General features: G+C 65.0%; 15 protein-coding genes and 1 tRNA gene. 6 read left to right on the forward strand and 10 right to left on the reverse strand.

Translation table 11 applies throughout. The annotated features are described in order from the left end of the window. Positions 1-57: 57 nt before the first annotated feature. A complete protein-coding gene (locus ACOABP_RS03995; protein ID WP_474227057.1) occupies positions 58-1980 on the reverse strand; it encodes an ATP-binding cassette domain-containing protein in 1923 nt (640 codons plus the stop codon). Between the two features lie 591 nt (positions 1981-2571). Between ACOABP_RS03995 and ACOABP_RS04000 the strand changes: the two genes are divergently transcribed. Both ACOABP_RS04000 and ACOABP_RS04005 read left to right on the forward strand, forming a co-directional pair. Beyond that, positions 2572-3507, forward strand: coding sequence for an amino acid ABC transporter substrate-binding protein (locus ACOABP_RS04000; protein WP_474227058.1), 936 nt, complete (start codon positions 2572-2574; stop codon positions 3505-3507). 232 nt (positions 3508-3739) lie between these two features. Next, the gene (locus ACOABP_RS04005) at positions 3740-4930 is read left to right on the forward strand and encodes a benzoate/H(+) symporter BenE family transporter (protein ID WP_474227059.1); all 1191 of its coding nucleotides are present in this window, start codon (positions 3740-3742) and stop codon (positions 4928-4930) included. A 46-nt stretch (positions 4931-4976) separates the two neighbouring features. Here ACOABP_RS04005 and ACOABP_RS04010 read toward each other — a convergent pair whose 3' ends face one another. After that, a complete protein-coding gene (locus tag ACOABP_RS04010) occupies positions 4977-5504 on the reverse strand; it encodes a hypothetical protein (RefSeq protein ID WP_474227060.1) in 528 nt (175 codons plus the stop codon). Between the two features lie 223 nt (positions 5505-5727). Here ACOABP_RS04010 and ACOABP_RS04015 point away from each other — a divergent pair, with 223 nt between their 5' ends. Continuing rightward, a complete protein-coding gene (locus ACOABP_RS04015) occupies positions 5728-6198 on the forward strand; it encodes a DMT family transporter (protein WP_474227061.1) in 471 nt (156 codons plus the stop codon). Positions 6199-6236: 38 nt separating this feature from the next. On the opposite strand, the gene ACOABP_RS04020 is transcribed toward ACOABP_RS04015, so the two are convergent. Both ACOABP_RS04020 and ACOABP_RS04025 read right to left on the reverse strand, forming a co-directional pair. Further along, the gene (locus ACOABP_RS04020; RefSeq protein ID WP_474227062.1) at positions 6237-6518 is read right to left on the reverse strand and encodes a hypothetical protein; all 282 of its coding nucleotides are present in this window, start codon (positions 6516-6518) and stop codon (positions 6237-6239) included. Between the two features lie 277 nt (positions 6519-6795). Further along, complete coding sequence (locus tag ACOABP_RS04025) at positions 6796-6996, reverse strand: hypothetical protein (protein WP_474227063.1); 201 nt, start codon at positions 6994-6996, stop codon at positions 6796-6798. 175 nt (positions 6997-7171) lie between these two features. Here ACOABP_RS04025 and ACOABP_RS04030 point away from each other — a divergent pair, with 175 nt between their 5' ends. Next, positions 7172-7387 (forward strand): hypothetical protein, encoded by a 216-nt coding sequence (locus ACOABP_RS04030; RefSeq protein WP_474227064.1) that lies wholly within the window; start codon positions 7172-7174, stop codon positions 7385-7387. A gap of 56 nt (positions 7388-7443) precedes the next feature. Here the strand turns inward: ACOABP_RS04030 and ACOABP_RS04035 are convergent, their stop codons facing one another. The 3 genes from ACOABP_RS04035 to ACOABP_RS04045 form a co-directional block, all read right to left on the reverse strand. Next, positions 7444-8340: a hypothetical protein gene (locus tag ACOABP_RS04035; protein ID WP_474227065.1), complete on the reverse strand. Its 897-nt coding sequence runs from the start codon at positions 8338-8340 to the stop codon at positions 7444-7446. Positions 8341-8493: 153 nt separating this feature from the next. Beyond that, positions 8494-8568, reverse strand: a tRNA-Arg gene (locus ACOABP_RS04040). A 281-nt stretch (positions 8569-8849) separates the two neighbouring features. After that, positions 8850-9317, reverse strand: a complete 468-nt coding sequence (locus ACOABP_RS04045) for a lecithin retinol acyltransferase family protein (protein WP_474227066.1) — start codon at positions 9315-9317, stop codon at positions 8850-8852. A 430-nt stretch (positions 9318-9747) separates the two neighbouring features. Between ACOABP_RS04045 and ACOABP_RS04050 the strand changes: the two genes are divergently transcribed. Together ACOABP_RS04050 and ACOABP_RS04055 are read left to right on the forward strand one after the other, a co-directional pair. After that, on the forward strand, positions 9748-10038 hold the full coding sequence (locus ACOABP_RS04050; protein ID WP_474227067.1) for a hypothetical protein: 291 nt from the start codon (positions 9748-9750) through the stop codon (positions 10036-10038). Between the two features lie 102 nt (positions 10039-10140). Then, positions 10141-10920 carry a PP2C family protein-serine/threonine phosphatase gene (locus ACOABP_RS04055; protein ID WP_474227068.1) on the forward strand — a complete coding sequence of 260 codons (780 nt, stop codon included), beginning with the start codon at positions 10141-10143 and terminating at the stop codon, positions 10918-10920. 27 nt (positions 10921-10947) lie between these two features. Here ACOABP_RS04055 and ACOABP_RS04060 read toward each other — a convergent pair whose 3' ends face one another. The 3 genes from ACOABP_RS04060 to ACOABP_RS04070 are packed head-to-tail and all read right to left on the reverse strand — an operon-like array spanning position 10948 to position 16110. Beyond that, positions 10948-12270: a sigma-54 interaction domain-containing protein gene (locus ACOABP_RS04060; protein ID WP_066734296.1), complete on the reverse strand. Its 1323-nt coding sequence runs from the start codon at positions 12268-12270 to the stop codon at positions 10948-10950. Further along, on the reverse strand, positions 12267-15377 hold the full coding sequence (locus tag ACOABP_RS04065; protein WP_474227069.1) for an ABC transporter transmembrane domain-containing protein: 3111 nt from the start codon (positions 15375-15377) through the stop codon (positions 12267-12269). The genes ACOABP_RS04060 and ACOABP_RS04065 overlap by 4 nt, the downstream gene beginning before the upstream one ends. After that, complete coding sequence (locus tag ACOABP_RS04070) at positions 15358-16110, reverse strand: peptidylprolyl isomerase (RefSeq protein ID WP_474227070.1); 753 nt, start codon at positions 16108-16110, stop codon at positions 15358-15360. Before ACOABP_RS04070 ends, ACOABP_RS04065 begins: the two co-directional genes overlap by 20 nt. Positions 16111-16117: the final 7 nt, after the last annotated feature.

The raw sequence follows: 16117 nt of genomic DNA on the forward strand, positions 1-16117 counted from the left end.
CCGTCTCCCCCGGCCCCTCTCCCATTTCATGGAAGAGGGGAGACCACAAGGCTCGCTTCAGGCGCCCTCGCCCCTGGTCTTCTTTTCCAGCACTTCCCAGCGCTCCAGCGCCTCCAGCAGTTCCATCTCGATGTCGTCGTGGCGCGTGGCAAGTTCGGCCGCGCGCGCCGGATCGGTGGCGTAGAGCGAGCCATCCTCAAGCTGGGCGCCGATGGTCTTCTGCTCGGCTTCCAGGCTCGACATCCGTTCCGGCAATCCATCCAGCTCGCGCTGTTCCTTGTACGACAGCTTGACCGTGCGGTTGGCGCCACGCGCCTCGCGCGTGCTGGTCTTGGGCGCCTCGGCAGCCTTGGGCTCGGCCTTGGCGGCCTGCAGCGCCTGGGCACGCGCCGACTGTTGCTCCCAGTCGGAGTAACCGCCCACCGACTCGCGCCACTGGCCGTCACCTTCGGCGGCAATCGTCGACGTCACCACGTTGTCCAGGAACGCACGGTCGTGCGATACCAGGAACACCGTGCCGCTGTAGTCCTGCAGCAGTTCTTCCAGCAGTTCCAAGGTGTCGATGTCGAGGTCGTTGGTGGGTTCGTCCAGCACCAGCACGTTGGCCGGGCGAGCGAACAGGCGCGCCAGCAGCAGGCGGTTGCGCTCGCCGCCGGACAGCGACTTGACCGGCGACCGCGCGCGCTCCGGCGCGAACAGGAAGTCGCCCAGGTAGCTCATCACGTGCTTGCGCTGGCCGTTGACTTCCACCCAGTCGCTGCCGGGGCTGATGGTGTCGGCCAGCGACTTTTCCAGGTCCAGCGCCGACCGCATCTGGTCGAAATACGCCACCTGCAGGTTGCTGCCGTTGCGCACCGTGCCGGCGTCGGGCGCGAGGTCGCCCAGGATCAGCCTCAGCAGCGTGGTCTTGCCGGCGCCGTTCGGGCCGATCAGGCCCACCTTGTCGCCACGCATGATGGTGGCCGTGAAGCCGCGCACCACCGGCTTGTTGCCGTACGACTTGGATACGTCGGTCAGTTCCGCCACGATCTTGCCCGAGCGGTCGCCCTGCGACACTTCCAGCTTGACGTTGCCCTGCACCTCGCGGCGCTGGGCACGTTCGGTGCGCATGTCCACCAGCCGCTGCACCCGCGCCACGCTGCGCGTGCGGCGTGCTTCCACGCCCTTGCGGATCCAGACTTCTTCCTGCGCCAGCAGCTTGTCGAACTTGGCCTGCTCCACGGCCTCGTTTGCCAGCAGTTCGGCCTTGCGCACCTGGTAGGCGGCAAAGTTTCCCGGGAACGACAGCAGCTTGCCCCGGTCGAGTTCGACGATGCGCGTGGCTACGCGATCCAGGAAGGCGCGGTCATGGGTAATCAGCAGCACGCTGCCGCGGAAGCCCAGCAACAGGTCTTCGAGCCAGCGGATGGCTTCCACGTCGAGGTGGTTGGTCGGCTCGTCCAGCAGCAGGATGTCGGGCTCCGCGACCAGGCCCTGCGCCAGCGCCACGCGCTTCTGCAGACCGCCGGACAGCGCATCCACGCGCACATGCGGGTCCAGCCCCAGCCGGGCCAGCGTGGTTTCCACGCGAGTGCGCAGCTGCCAGGCATCGGCGGCGTCGAGTTCGGCCTGCACGCGGTGCAGTTCGGCCAGCGTGGCCTCGTCGTGATGGGATTCCAGCTTCAGCAGCGCGGCGTCGTAGCGCAGCAGCAGGTCGTGGGCGGCGCCCATGCCCTGGCTGACGGCATCGAACACGGTCAGACCGGGCTCGAACTGTGGCTCTTGCGCAACATAGGCCGACGTCACGCCGCTCTGGCGCGCGATCAGGCCGTCGTCGGGCGCGGAGGAACCCGCCACGATCCGCAGCAGTGACGACTTGCCCGTGCCGTTGCGGCCGATCAGGCCAACGCGTTCGCCGGCTTCGAGCGAGAAATCGGTATGGTCGAGCAGCGCCACGTGGCCAAAGGCCAACTGGGCATCGGTAATGGAAAACAGGGCCATGATTGCGAGGAAGGGTAAGCGGCGCCCGACCCCCAGGGTCTGGCGCAAAGGCAGGCCCGAATTGTAGACGACGCGGGCGCCCCGCCGCTGCCACCCGTCCCCCGGCGGGTCTGCAGGGCCGGAACGGCCAACAAGGAAGCAGCCTGGAGAAGCAGCCGGCCAAGCCGCCGCAGGGCAGCACCGCAACGTTTGCCCGCCTGGAAACCGGCCCGTAAAAAGAAAAGGCCCGTTCGCCTGAACGGGCCCCAAGAGTCTCTCCTCGGTGCCCTGCTCGCAAGGCACGACTGAAGCATAGCCAGCGGCGCGATACACCAGAAGTCGGACAAATCCGTAAGGGAAACTCCTCGTCAACCTGCCCCCGCCCGGAGCGTTGCGTGCCAGGAACGTTGAACGTGTGCACTAGCGGCGGCTGTTGTGCCGAGATGGTCGCCCGTGGAACAATCGGGAGCATCGGAATTCTCCGAAATTCCTGAAAAGCACAACGACAGCAGTACCCAGTAGCAGCAGTCATAGAGCCGGACCCATCCGGCCAGCGGTGGCGCAAGACGCCGCCAGAGTTGTTCCCAGAAAATTTTTCGACGGGTGTCATTCATGACCAATTCGGGCCTGCCGCGCCGTGCCTCGCTTCGAGGCATGGCGCCTGTCGTACTTTCCCTAGCCGCTTTGCTCTGCCTGCCTGCCGCACCGGCGGCGCAGGCGGCCATGCCAAATTCCGTGGTGCTGCGCATCCAGCAGACCGGGGCCATCCGCATTGCCCATCGCGAAAGCTCGGTACCCTTCTCGTTCGTGGCGGACGGCAAGCCGATGGGCTACGCCGTGGACCTGTGCCTGAAGGTGGCCGACGCCGTGCGCACGCAGCTCAAGCTGCCGCAGTTGCGCGTGGAATGGGTGCCGGTGACGCCGGCCTCGCGTATCCCGGCCATCGTCGAGGGCAAGGCCGACCTGGAATGCGGGTCGACCACCAACAACCGGGAGCGCCGCGACCAGGTGGCTTTCACCATTCCGCACTACATCGCCGGCAGCCGCATGCTGGTGAAGTCGGACTCGGGCATCCGCAAATGGTCTGACCTGCGCGGCAAGACCGTGGTGTCCACCACCAAGACCACGCCGCTGGAAATGATCCGCAAGATGGACGATTCGGGCGCCATGGGCTGGAAGGTGGTGGAGGCCAAGGACCACGCCGAGGCCTTTGCCATGGTCGAATCGGGCAAGGCGGACGCCTTCGTGATGGACGATGTCCTGCTGTTCGGCCTGCGCGCCAACGCGAAGAACCCGGCATCGCTGACCGTGACCGGCGACCTGCTGACGATCGAGCCGTACGCGGTCATGCTCTCGAAGCACGACGCCGAGTTCAAGAAGATCGTGGACAAGGCCATGGTCGCGTCGATCTACGACCAGGAAACCCAGAAGCTGTACCGCAAGTGGTTCCTGCAGCCGATCCCGCCGAACGGCATCACGCTGGACATTCCGATGAGCTACCTGCTGCGCGACTCGTTCAAGTTCCCGAGCGACAAGGTGGCCGACTGACGGGGTCAGCCCTGCCACCCGGGTTGCTCCCCTCTCCCACCCCGTGGGAGAGGGGCCGGAGGTGAGGGCGTAAAGGCCCTGCTTGCCGACACGGCGGATATTTGAACGGCCGGGCCCTCTCCCCCGCCCCTCTCCCGCCAGGCGGGAGAGGGGAGAAAAACCTCGGTCACCCCGGCATCCCGTGCGAAGATACCGGCCCACCGCCTTCCGCGCCGCTTCAGCACGACACCCCATGACCCCCGCCCCCACCATCCGGCTGTCCGACCTTTCCGTTTCCACGCTGGTGGCCGGGCTGATCGCCATGCTGACCGGCTATACCAGTTCGCTGGTGCTGATGATCCAGGCCGGCCAGGCGGCGCACCTGACCGATCCGCAGATTGCCTCGTGGATCTGGGCATTGTCGATCGGCATGGGTGTGACCACGCTGGGGCTGTCGCTGGTGATGCGCGTGCCGGTCGTGGTGGCCTGGTCCACGCCCGGGGCGGCACTGCTGATCGCGAGCCTGCCTGGCGTGCCTTATTCCGAAGCGATCGGCGCCTTCCTGATGGCGGCGTTGCTGATGACCGCGGCGGGCCTGACCGGCTGGTTCGACAAGCTCATGAAGGCGCTGCCCGCCAGCATCGCATCGGCCTTGCTGGCCGGCATCCTGTTCCGCATCAGCGTGGATGTGTTCGTGCAGGCCCAATACCAGACGGTGTTGCTGCTGGCGATGTTTGCCGCCTACCTGGTGGGGCGGCGCTGGTGGCCCCGCTACGCGGTGCCGGGCGTGCTGGCCCTGGGCGTGGTGCTGGCCGGGGCGATGGGCCTGTTGCACTTCGAGCAGTTTCATTTCGCGGTGGCGCTGCCGGTGTGGACCACGCCGACGTTCTCGCTGGCGGCATTTGTCAGCATCGCCGTGCCGCTGTTCATCGTGGCGCTGGCTTCCCAGAACATTCCGGGACTGGCCGTATTGCGTGCCGATGGCTACCACGTGCCGGCCAGCCCGCTGATCGCGGTGACGGGCATCGCATCGGCCATCCTGGCACCATTCGGCTCCCACGGCATCAACCTGGCGGCCATCACCGCGGCCATCTGCACCGGTCCGCAGGCCGACGCAGACCCACGCCGCCGCTATATGGCGGCCGTGGTTTGCGGGGTCGGCTATCTGGTGATGGGCGTGATGGCCGCCAGTATTGCGGCGCTGTTCGCGGCATTCCCGAAGGCCCTGGTGGTGGCCGTGGCTGCCTTTGCGTTGCTGGGATCGATCGCCAACGGGCTGACCGTGGCCATGCACACGCCGGCCGAGCGCGAGTCGGCGCTGCTGACGTTCATGATCACGGCGTCCGGCATGACGCTGGCGGGCGTGGGATCGGCCTTCTGGGGCGTGGTGGGGGGCATGCTCGCGCTGGCGGTGCTCAAGCCGCGCGAGCCCAAGGCCGGCTGACCGCGGCCGCCTGGCGTCTGCGCCGGGTGCCAGCCGCCTCCTGCCTTCAGAGCAACAGGAACGCCACCTCGGCCGCGCCGATCTCGGTCACCGGTACGCCCTTGCGCCGCTGGAACAGCACGTGTTCGAGCACGCGGTCGCGGTGCTCGGCAAACACCGCAGGCTCGAAGCGCAGCGCGGCCGTGCCATAGTGCTCGGCCAGCAGCTTGTACACGCGATGCCGGACCAGGAGCATCTCGTTGTCGGCCTGCAGCCGCGTCATTTCCGTGGTGTGGTCCTCCTCAAGCTGGCGCATGCTGACAACCACGCGCGCGTGCATGCCACGGTAGCGGTCGATCTCGGTATGCACGCGGCGCAGTTCCTCGCGCAAGGCCCGCACTTCCTGCTGCAGCTTGAGGTTATGCTGGACGCCCCGCTGGATACGGGTGGCTTCCTCCAGCGCCTGGTCGGCGGCGGCAATCGTGTTTTGCCACACACCGTCGCCGGTTTCGGTTCGGTGGTCGGACGTTCCCTCGACGTCAGCCAGCCGCGTGATGACTGGCCATCCCGTGGCCGCATCCAGATCGGACTTCATACAGCTCCCCTTTGATCCCGTCTACCCGCGTCCAGCCACCGGCGCATCGTTTTTGGGTGCCGGCATGGTCAGGCCACTGGTTTCTCTGTCGCCGCGACTTTTATTGTTGGCCGCCTCGATTTTCTTCCTCGGGCAGCTATGGCGTACACATTGCATTCAAGACCGGTATTGGATTTGGCACAACCACCGCGAGGGAGGGTAAATCCAACCGCCGGAAACCCGCATGCAGACTGGATTCTCGGCTTTTTTGGCACCGTTTTGCAGCCCCCCAATTGAGTGCATCTTGCATAATGGTGCGTCCAGGCGCCTTAATGGTCGCTTTTTACCGGTTCAAACGCTTTTTTGTTTTCATTCCGCCCCCGCCATGAATGGATATCTGCTTCTCGCCCTGGCCATCGTCGCCGAGGTCATCGCCACCAGCAGCCTCAAGGCCGCCGAGAATTTCACGCGCCTCTGGCCCAGCGTGCTGGTCGTGACCGGCTATGTGGCCGCGTTCTGGCTACTGATGCAGGTGATGAAAACCGTGCCGGTGGGGGTGGCCTACGCCATCTGGTCGGGCGCGGGGATCGTACTGGTGACGATGATCGCCGTGGTTTTGTACCGCCAGGTGCCCGACCTGGCGGCCGTGGTCGGCATTGCCCTGATCATCGCCGGGGTGGCGGTCATCCAGTTGTTCTCGAAGATGGGCCACTAATCGAGCCCTGCGGGCGGGCGCCAGGCTGGCCGCGGGGCTCAGGTCTTGGGCGGCAGTGTGCGCAGCAGCCGGTTGACCTGCGCCAGCGTCTCGCACTCGTCAGCCTTGCGCTTGCGGCGTTCGTCGACAATATCCAGCAGCGCCCGGATCTGGCCGTTCTTGGCCTCGCAGGTCTCCTTGCCGTCCTTCGGACACACCACATCGATCTCGCCGCGCAGGCTTTCCTGGACGATATCGATCAGCGCCGTACACCCGGACGTGTCGTTCAACGCTGGATCGGACGCAGGTTGCACGGCCCCCACCGGGGCAGCGGCAATCATGGCTAGCGCTGAAAACCAGCGCAGAGGCGTCCGGAAAAAGGGCATGGATCGGCAGTTTGGGAAGACAGCACCACCGCGGTTGCGGCGTGCGGGCTACATGATAGCCGTTTGCTGAAATCGCCCTGCAGAAATCGGCGGCCCTGGTCGGTAGACGTTAGCCAGGTGCGCAAATGACAAACAGGCCACCCGGTGGCGGCCTGTTCGCGTGGATACCCGCTGGTTATTGGGTCGCCAGGTACTCGGCGTCGTCTGGTATTCGGCGTCGTCAGGTTTTCGCTCAGTAGCGGGGGCCGCCTTGCCAATGGTCCCGGTCCCCGTCGCCATGGTGATCGTGGTCGCGGTCCCCATGATCGCGATCCTGCGCGCGCTCGTCGCCATGGTAGTACCCGTCCCGATACCCGCCGTGATCCGGCGCCACCACGCACCCGCCGAGCAACATGGCGGTAGCGGCAGCCGCCAGTACAAGAATGCTTTTCATGAGGCGCTCCTTCTCGTCCTTCGGTTGTTTCCAGCATATGTACTGGTGCGGGGGAAGGCTGTAGGAGGGAGCGTGTCCGGGGCAGGCTGTGTTCCTACAGTGATAGCGGTTGCCGTGTGATTAGCCGTATGATGAACTGGACACCTGTCGATTAACTACGGGCGGCCTGGAAACGATGACTGACTGGCGAGTGGGCGCATTGGTGTATGTGATGCTGGCATTCGGCCTGCTGGCCTTGCTGCACAGAAACGAGTCCACAGGAAAGCGGCTGCACGCCCCGCTATACCAACTGGCTTATGTGCTCATCCTGCCGATCCTGTCGTTTGTCATGCTCGCAGTCGGCGTGGGTCAGATCGTCAGGCAGAAGATTCGGGGGAGGGATGGTGTGTAGCGGGTGACAAACGTCTGATGCCGGGAGACCGGGCCACGAACGAAAGTGAACTCGGGCTACCAGAGGCACCAGGCCTGGAAATTCAGTTTCCAGCTTTCAAGTGCCTGCTTGCCGTTGGCGGTCAGTCGGGCGTCTGCGTCAAGATGTCCCTGAGCCGTCACGCAGCCGGCATGACTCTCGCACACAGCCGCCTGAAATTCGCGCAGTGCATCCGCTGCGAAGGTGGCCGCGAAATTCACCTCGGGCTTGAACCCCCGACCACTATCAAGCCAGGCGGCGTTACGCGCGAAATGCGGGACAGAAAGGCCCTTCAGCTCCCGCTCCGCGGCTGCACGCATGCATTCGTCAACAAGCTTCCCAAGCGTAAGGCCGTCTGGATTCAGCGTCTCGAAGTCCGGCAGTGAGCCGGCCGAAACCGGCGGCCCAACCGTATCGGCCATCCCACCTTGTGCGTTCTTGTCTTTGTGCGCCAGCAGTTCGATATTGCCATCTGCCGATCGCAGTGAAGCACTGACGCCAATAGCCAATGGAATCCCCGGCAAGCCGGCGGCGGCCCAGAATGGGTCTTTCGGCGAGCGCCTGTCGCGGATCGCTTCTTCGACCGTAATCGGACCCACATCTCCAAGGGACACCCGGCGGCCCATGTATTCCGCCTCGGTGAACAGCAAGCGCGTAAAGAAGTCCGACCTGACCAGCACGAATCCGTCGTGTCCCTCGAAAAGCAGGACCGACTCACCGTTTGCATATCGCCCCTCCGGCGTGCCACTTTTATAGACGGCCATTCCAAGGGGGAGGGTGTCATGGGCAATACGCTTGCGAGCAAGCTCAACGGGCTTGCCCCAATCTGGCGACCAATTTCCAAAACGGCGCAGGAAATCGCGCTGCGCGAAGGAAACCTGCCCTTCTGGCGACGTACCACCCTTCGTAGTGCTGTAGGAAACTGAAGCTGGCATGGCAATCGCGTCATGACGGATGACACGAATGATGCCTCGAAAGAAGTGCCGGATGCCAAGGATTCATCATGAACCTCGACGAGCGTCGATGGCCCCGAAACCCTGGAGCCACCGCGAAACGGAAAACCCCGGAAAACACCGCAGACTTGATTATGGTCCCGCCGACAGGAATCGAACCTGTATCTAGCGCTTAGGAGGCGCTCGTTCTATCCATTGAACTACGGCGAGCGGACCGTCTGCACCGTGTCTGCGCCGCGCTGGCGCGGGCGGATCGGAAGACGGGGCGGAGTATAGCAAACTCCGCCAGCGCCGGATTGCCGCGGTCCTTCATGCGGTCATTTACGCGCCCCCTTTCACGGTGGTTTTCCCCGCGTGGCCGGGTGGTGCCCCGGCCCTTGCCGCAGGCGCGGTGGCAAGCGCGGCCGCTGCGTGCGTTGCAGCTTTCCCAATCGATCAGTCCGGACATGGCAGGCTCCTTGGGTCGTGATTTGTATCGATGTATCGATGGCTCAAGCTGCGTGCAGGCTGGCAATGTGGATGCCCGACAGCAGCGCCAGCGCCATATGCAGCACGGTGACCATCGCGGTGCCGGGGTGGCGCAGGCAGGTTTCCACCTGTTTGCTGCGGGCCTGGCCCAGCAGACACCACGTGCAGAAGTGCTCGCAGTTGTTGGTCAGCAGGTGGTAGCGGTTTTCGCCAAGGCGGCTGCGGGCGCGCGACACGGCTTCCGCGCCCAGATAGCGGGCGCACGGCTCGGACCTGGTCATCACGCCGTGGCCGCCGGCAAACTGTTCAAGGGTGGTTTCTTCCACCGGGCCGGCGTGGAGCGCGTGGCAGAAGCCGGCGTAGTGGATGACGCGGCCCTGGCCGACGTAGATGCCGTGGTGGGCGTAGCCATTGCGTTCCGTCACGAGATGGGCGCCGGGCAGGTAGGCTTCTTCCAGGCGGCTGACTTGTTGTTGGTCTTGGGCGTTCATGGCAGATCTCGGTTCGGTGTCGGTGGCTGGCAGCCAGGGCTGCGTTGGTGCCTACCCAACTGCATCAAGCGTGCCAGATGACCACATTGACGGCGCGACAATGGTTTGCGGGAATTTCAAGGATTCTGACCGGGTCGGGTCGTCGGGAAACACCCAACAGAATTGGCGAACTTGTGTTGGCGATTGACTGGCATTTGGCGGACACCTGCCGGCGCCCAGACCGTCAGTCCCGGGCCAACGGGTGTCTGACGGCAGCGCCCCACCACTTCACAGGTGGTTGTTGGCACCAGGCCAACGCTCCAAAAGCCTCATGGATCACATTATTCGCGGCACGAGCGTCTCGAGGTACGCATTCGCCACTTCCATCCGGTGGCACACCGCTTGCTCCTTACCGGCACACACCTATTGATGCCAGCCTCAGGAGACCATCATGGCTACGCTCACCATCCGCGACCTGAATACCCGCCGCGAACTCGATTTCCGCGCCATGTCGGCCGTCCGGGGCGGCGGCGCGCCGTGGGTTTTCGGCTGGATCCAGCCGTACGTGGCGTCGCGCCCCAGCACGTTACCGGTCGTGAACTTTTACGAGATCAACTACAGCTTCTATGCTGATCAGATGAACAACCAGTTCCAGAACGTGAACGTCCAGAACACGGCGCCGAATTCGAACGTGACGGTCGACGCCAGCATGGACGCTCGCAACAAGGGACGGCTGGTCTGAGCCCTGCAGCAACCGGCAGGGTTTTCGCGGTGACTTCCAAATACCCGGCGCCCCGGGGGCGCCATACGCATGGGCCGGTGACGGCCCGCGCTGGAGCATGCCGTGGCCTGCGTATCGCAATTCCGCTGGACCTCCGCCGCCTGCACAGACGTCGGACGGGTGCGTACACGCAATGAAGACGCCTGCCTGGCCATGCCCGACCAAGGCATCTGGGCGGTAGCCGATGGCATGGGCGGCCACGCCGTGGGCGACTTCGCCAGCCGGGCCATCATCCAGGCGCTATCGTCCCTGCCCGAACCGGACAGCCTCGACGGCGCCACCGAGCACGCCCGCCTGGCGATGCAGACCGTCAACCAGTTGCTGATCCAAGAAGCGCTGCGCATGAAGGTACGCGTAATAGGCAGCACCGTGGTGATGCTGCTGGCCTGCGAGCGCCGCTGCAGTTGCCTGTGGGCCGGTGACAGCCGGCTATACCTGTTCCGCGACGGCCATCTGAAACAGCTGTCGCGCGATCACAGCCAGGTAGAGCGCCTGAAGGCGCGGGGGCTGATCACGGCCGACGAAGCCAAGCACCATCCCGCCCACAACACCATCACGCGCGCCGTGGGTGCGGCACCCACGCTGGACCTGGAACGGCTGACGCTGGAAATCGGCGATGGCGACGTGTTCCTGCTCTGCAGCGACGGACTCAGCAACGAGGTCGAGGACGACCAGATCGCAGCCCTGCTGGCGCCGGCCATCACCGATCCGGCGGCAGCCGCCGATGCGCTGCTCAGGCAGGCGCTGGACAACGGCGGCCGCGACAACGTGTCGGTGGTAGTGATCCGGGCCGAGGACGTCGGCGGCGGATCGGACATGACGCTGTTGAATCCGGAGGTTTGAGGCCTGCGCGAAGGCAGGTGCCCCGCCCTACTTCCCATCCGCCTGCCGGTTATTCCTGAAGTCCTTCGAGTGAATTCCGTGCTTCTTGAGCAGCATCTGGATGTGGGACCGGTTCATGTCGAAGCGGCGCGCCAGTTCGGCCACGGTGCCGCCTACCTCCTGCAGCCCCCGCTCCAGGAAGGCCCGTTCGGCTTCGTCGCTGGCCGCGCGCTTGGCCTCGCTGAGCGATGTGGCCGTGCTCAGGTCGGTCACGGTCGCCTTGCCGCCCGCTGCCGCCACGGCCTGCAGGCCCGCAGGCCTGGGCCGGATGTCCTGCGGCAGGTGGACGAAATCGGCCGTGTCGCCGGCCAGGCATGACAGCCGGTACATCAGGTTGCGCAGTTCGCGGATATTGCCCGGGTATTCGTAGTGCAGCAGGAAGTCGCGCAGCCGGGGCGTCAGTTTCAGCGGCCGCCGTTTGAGCTGCCCGGCCGCCTCGTCGCCGAAATAGGCCACCAGCAGCGGAATTTCGTCGCGCCGTTCGCGCAGCGCGGGCAGGGTCACGTGGATCACGCTAAGCCGGTAGAACAGGTCCTCGCGAAACGTGCCCTCCTGGCTCATCCGGCGCAGGTCCTTGTTGGTTGCCGCGACGATGCGCGTATCGACGGCAATCACCTCGTCGGAGCCCACGCGCTGGATCTCGTGCGCCTCCAGCACGCGCAGCAGCTTGACCTGCCCGGTCAGCGGCAATTCGCCGATCTCGTCCAGGAAGATCGTGCCCGTATGCGCGCTCTCGAACTTGCCGCGCCGGTCGTTGGCCGCGCCGGTGAACGCCCCCTTCTTGTGGCCGAACAGTTCCGATTCGAGCAGGCTGTCGGGAATCGCACCGCAGTTGACCGAGATGAACGGCTTGTCGTTGCGCAGGCCATTGGCGTGGATCACCTTCGCCATCAGTTCCTTGCCGGTGCCGCTTTCGCCGTCGATCAGCACGGGCAGATCGGTCGGCGCGGCCTTCTCGGCAATCTCCAGCGCTTCGAGCAGCTTGGGGTTGTCGCCAAACGTGCCCTCGAAGATAAAGCTTCGCTCCATCAGCGCCTGGCGGCGCTCGCGGGCCGACATCTCCACCGGCTCGACCACAGCTTCCTCGACCTCCGCCTCGCCCGCGGCCGACGCCGCCGCCACGAAGCGCTCCTTGTGCGACAGGCCCATGACCTCGTCGCGCAACGTGGTGGCCTGCTTGAGCAGTTTCTCGATGTCGGGCCGCTCCAGCCGCGACGACCAGCGCAGTGTGGAGCGCAGGATCTCGATCCGTTCGATCAGGCCCGCGAACGATACGGCGGAGGTGACGGGGGTGGGGTTGTATAGCTTCATGCCGCACTCAACTGCTTCTGGACCAACTGGTAGTACATGCCGCGGCGCTCCAGCAGGTCCTCGTGCCGTCCCTGCTCCACGATGCCGCCTTCGTACAGCACCAGGATCTTGTCGGCCTGCATGATGGTGCTGAGCCGGTGCGCGATGATCACGGCCGTGCGGCCCTTCAGGATGTCCTGCATGTTCGCCAGGATGTTGCTCTCCGACTGCGTGTCCAGCGCCGACGTGGCCTCGTCGAACACCAGCAGCCGGGGGTCGTGATATAGCGCGCGGGCAATGCACAGCCGCTGGATCTGCCCACCCGACAGCCCGATGCCACGCTCGCCCACCACCTGCTCGTAGCCCAGCGGCAGCTTCGAGATAAATGCGTGGGCATCGGCCATCTTGGCCACTTCCTCGATGCGGCGGCGATCCGGGCTGTCGTCACCGCAGGCGATGTTCTCGGCCACCGTGCCCGAGAACAGCAGGTTGGTCTGCATCACATAGCCCACCTGGGCGCGGAAGAACTCGGTGTCGATCACGTTCATGTCGTAGCCGTCCACCTTCATCGTGCCGTCGGTCGGCTTGTAGAAACCCACCAGCAGCTTCGCCAGCGTGGTCTTGCCCGAGCCGCTGCGGCCGACGATCGCCACCATCTCCCCGGGCCGCATATGGAAGCTGATGTTCTCCAGCACGTAGGCCGTGTCCTCGCCGCCATAGCGGAAGTAGACGCCATCGAACTGGATCTCGCCCTGCAGGTCCGGCAGCGACACGCGCGACATCACGTCCTGCGGCTTCTGCTCCGGATCCAGGTCCAGCACGTCGCCCAGCCGCTCCATCGCCACGCCGGCGTCATTGAGCTGGCCCCACAGCGCCACCAGCCCCATCAGCGGCGCCAGCACGCTGCCCATGAAGGCGTTGAATGCGATCAACTGGCCGATTGTCAGCTCGCGCTCCAGCACCAGCGTGGCACCCACCCACAGGATCGTGATCGTGGTGGCCGCGTTCAGCACCTGGCTGACCAGCCCCACCAGGATGTGGAACGACTGCGCCTGGTACTGCTTTTCCAGCGCCTTGGCATACTTGCGCTCCCAGCGCAGCCGTACGGGACGTTCGATACCCATGCCCTTCACGGTCTCCGCACCACCCAGCGTTTCCATCAGGTAGGCCTTGGCATCGGTGGATGCCGCGAACACCTCGCGGGCGTAGCCCTTCACCTTTGGCGTGACCACCACGGTCAGCGCGGCAATCGGGATCACGAAGGCAATCAGCAGCAGTGTCAGCTTCACGTTGTAGAGAAACATGATGCTGAAGTAGATGAACACCATCAGCAGGTTCAGCGCCGTGGTGACCGTGGACTCGGTCAGGAACGCGCGGATGGTCTGGTTCTCCTGGAAACGCGCGAAGATGTCGCCGGTCTTGCGCTTGGCGAAGAACGACAGCGGCAGCGACAGCGTGTGCTTGAAGAAATGCGACATCATCGCGAAATCCATGTTGCGGACCATGAAGTTCGCCAGGTACGCGCGGATGGTCACCATCAGCTGGGTAAAGACGTTCGAGATCACCAGCCCCAGGATCAGCAGGTGCAGCAGCCCGATGTTCTGGTGGACCACCACGCCATCAAGGATGTTCTGGATGATCAGCGGCGGCACCACGCCCAGCACCTGGATCACGAACGTAGCCAGGAACAGATGCGCCAGGATGCGCTTGTACGGCGACAGATAGCTGATAAAACGCAGCCAGGGCGAGCGCGACACCGCCAGTTCGTTCATCTGCGTGCCGGGAGAGAACAGCAGGCAGGTGCCGCTCCAGCCGCGCTCGAACTCCTCTGTGCTCATCTTGCGGAAGCCGATGGCCGGGTCTGCCACCCATACGTACTGCGCCGAAACGCCGTAGACCACCACGTAGTGGTAGCCCTCCCAGTGGATGATGAAAGGCAGCTCGAAGCCCGTCAGCGCATCGCGCGTGCATTGCACGCCGCGCGTGGTAAAGCCCAGCGATTCACCCGCCCGCGCCAGGCTGTCGAGCGTGGCGCCGGCCGTGGTCACGTTCGCCAGTTCGCGCAGCTTGCCCAGCGTCATCGGGATACCGTAGTGCCGGCAGATCATCGCCAGGCAGGCCGCGCCGCAGTCCATCTCCTCGGCCTGCTCCACCAGCGCAAAGCGGCGGATCAGCCGTTCGCCGAACTCCGGCTTCGAGTGCAGGTCCAGCAGCACCGGGCGCTTGCGGCGCTCCGCCAGCCTCTTCTGCCGGTGCAGTTCCCGGTCCACGGTGCGGATGCGTTCTTCCAGCACCTCACGCAGCCGCGCATTGCGCTCCAGGATCAACTGGACCGTCTTCTCGGGGATGACCAGCAGCCGGGTGTCGGTCTCGGCAATGGCAGAGGCAATCTGCTCCTGGCGCATCACGCAGGCGCGCTCGCCAAAGATCTCCCCCGGCCCCAGCGTAGCCAGCTGGAACGTATCGCCATCCTCTTCGCGGACAAGGCGCACCGTGCCCTGGCGCACCACATACAGGCGGCGATCCTCGCGCCCGTCCTGCTGCAGGATTTCCTTGCCAGCCGCCACCCGCTTGACGCCCACGCTGCGCACGGCGTCTTCCAGCTCCAGCTTGTCGAGCTTGCCGCGCAGGTCGAACAGTCGCGCCACAAAGCCGCCCGCCGAACTGATCGCCACATAGCTGGTGATAAAGGCCAGCGCGGCCGGGTTTCCGCCGACCGTCGGCTCGGAGACGGCGCGCGGGATCATGATCAGTTCGGTCTTTCCCGATGCCCGCACCGACGACTCATGCCGGTATTCGCGCAGCAGCGCAATATCGGCGAACACCTCGCCGGTCTTGCGCACGCCCATGCTGATTTCCTTGCCGTGCTCTTCGTTGAACACGCGCACGGAGCCGCTGCGTACGATAAAGATGCCGTCCGCCGGCTCGCCCGCATTGCAGACCGTATCGCCAAAGCCGAAATGCAGCGTGCGGGCGCTGGCTGCCAGCCGCTCGATCTCGTCGCGCGACAGCGGCGACAGGATCTCCACCGCCGCCAGAAAATCAGCCAGCGACTGCCCGGGGGGCGGCGCGGGCGCGGCTGCGGAAGCGGCAGGCGCCGCCACCTCGCTAGCGGGCTTCGATGACATGTTCCTGCGCCCTTGCCATCAGCCATTCCTCGCGGAGCAGCCTGCGGATCTCCACGGCTACGTCCGGGTCGAGCCGCGCCGGATGCTTGGCGCGCACCAGGAAGACCTCGAAGAACGACTTGTCCGGCGCCGGAAACGGGCCCAGCAGGTCGCCGGCCTCGGCATTGAAGACCTTGGCCTCGATATCGCCCTTGAGCGATCCGCGCAGCACCTTGCCGATGTCGCCAGCCTGCTCGCGCGTATCGGCAATCGAATGCTCGCGCGCCATCTCGGAAAATGCGTCGGGATCATCCTGCAGGTACGACACCAGCTCCCTGGCCTTGCCTTCTGTGTCCACCACGATATGGCTGACCTCGATGCTGTCGAACTTCGGCGAATTCAGCTGGAAGTACGACTCCACCGCCTGGTCCGTGCACACCTGCTCCATCATCTTTTCCTGGTAGAGGCTGTCGGTGATGAAGTTCTCGAACTCGTCAAGCGTGATGTTCAGCGCGTCGAGGTAGTGGTTCATGTCGGCCGCCCGGTGCAGCCCGTGTACGCGCCGGAACTGGTCGGCGCGCTCCTGCACTTCGTCGGGCGTCAGCTTCAGGCCCTGGCGGCGCGCCGCGTGGGCGGTCAGCTTGTCGCGCACCAGCTGCTCCACCAGGCCTTCGAACTGGCCGGTCAGCTTCAGGACCCTCACGAATTCGTCGACGCCAATCATTTCGTCGTCGATGCGTACGATGGCTGTCATCGCCCTC

The sequence above is a fragment of the Cupriavidus sp. HE11 genome (genome assembly GCF_056097175.1).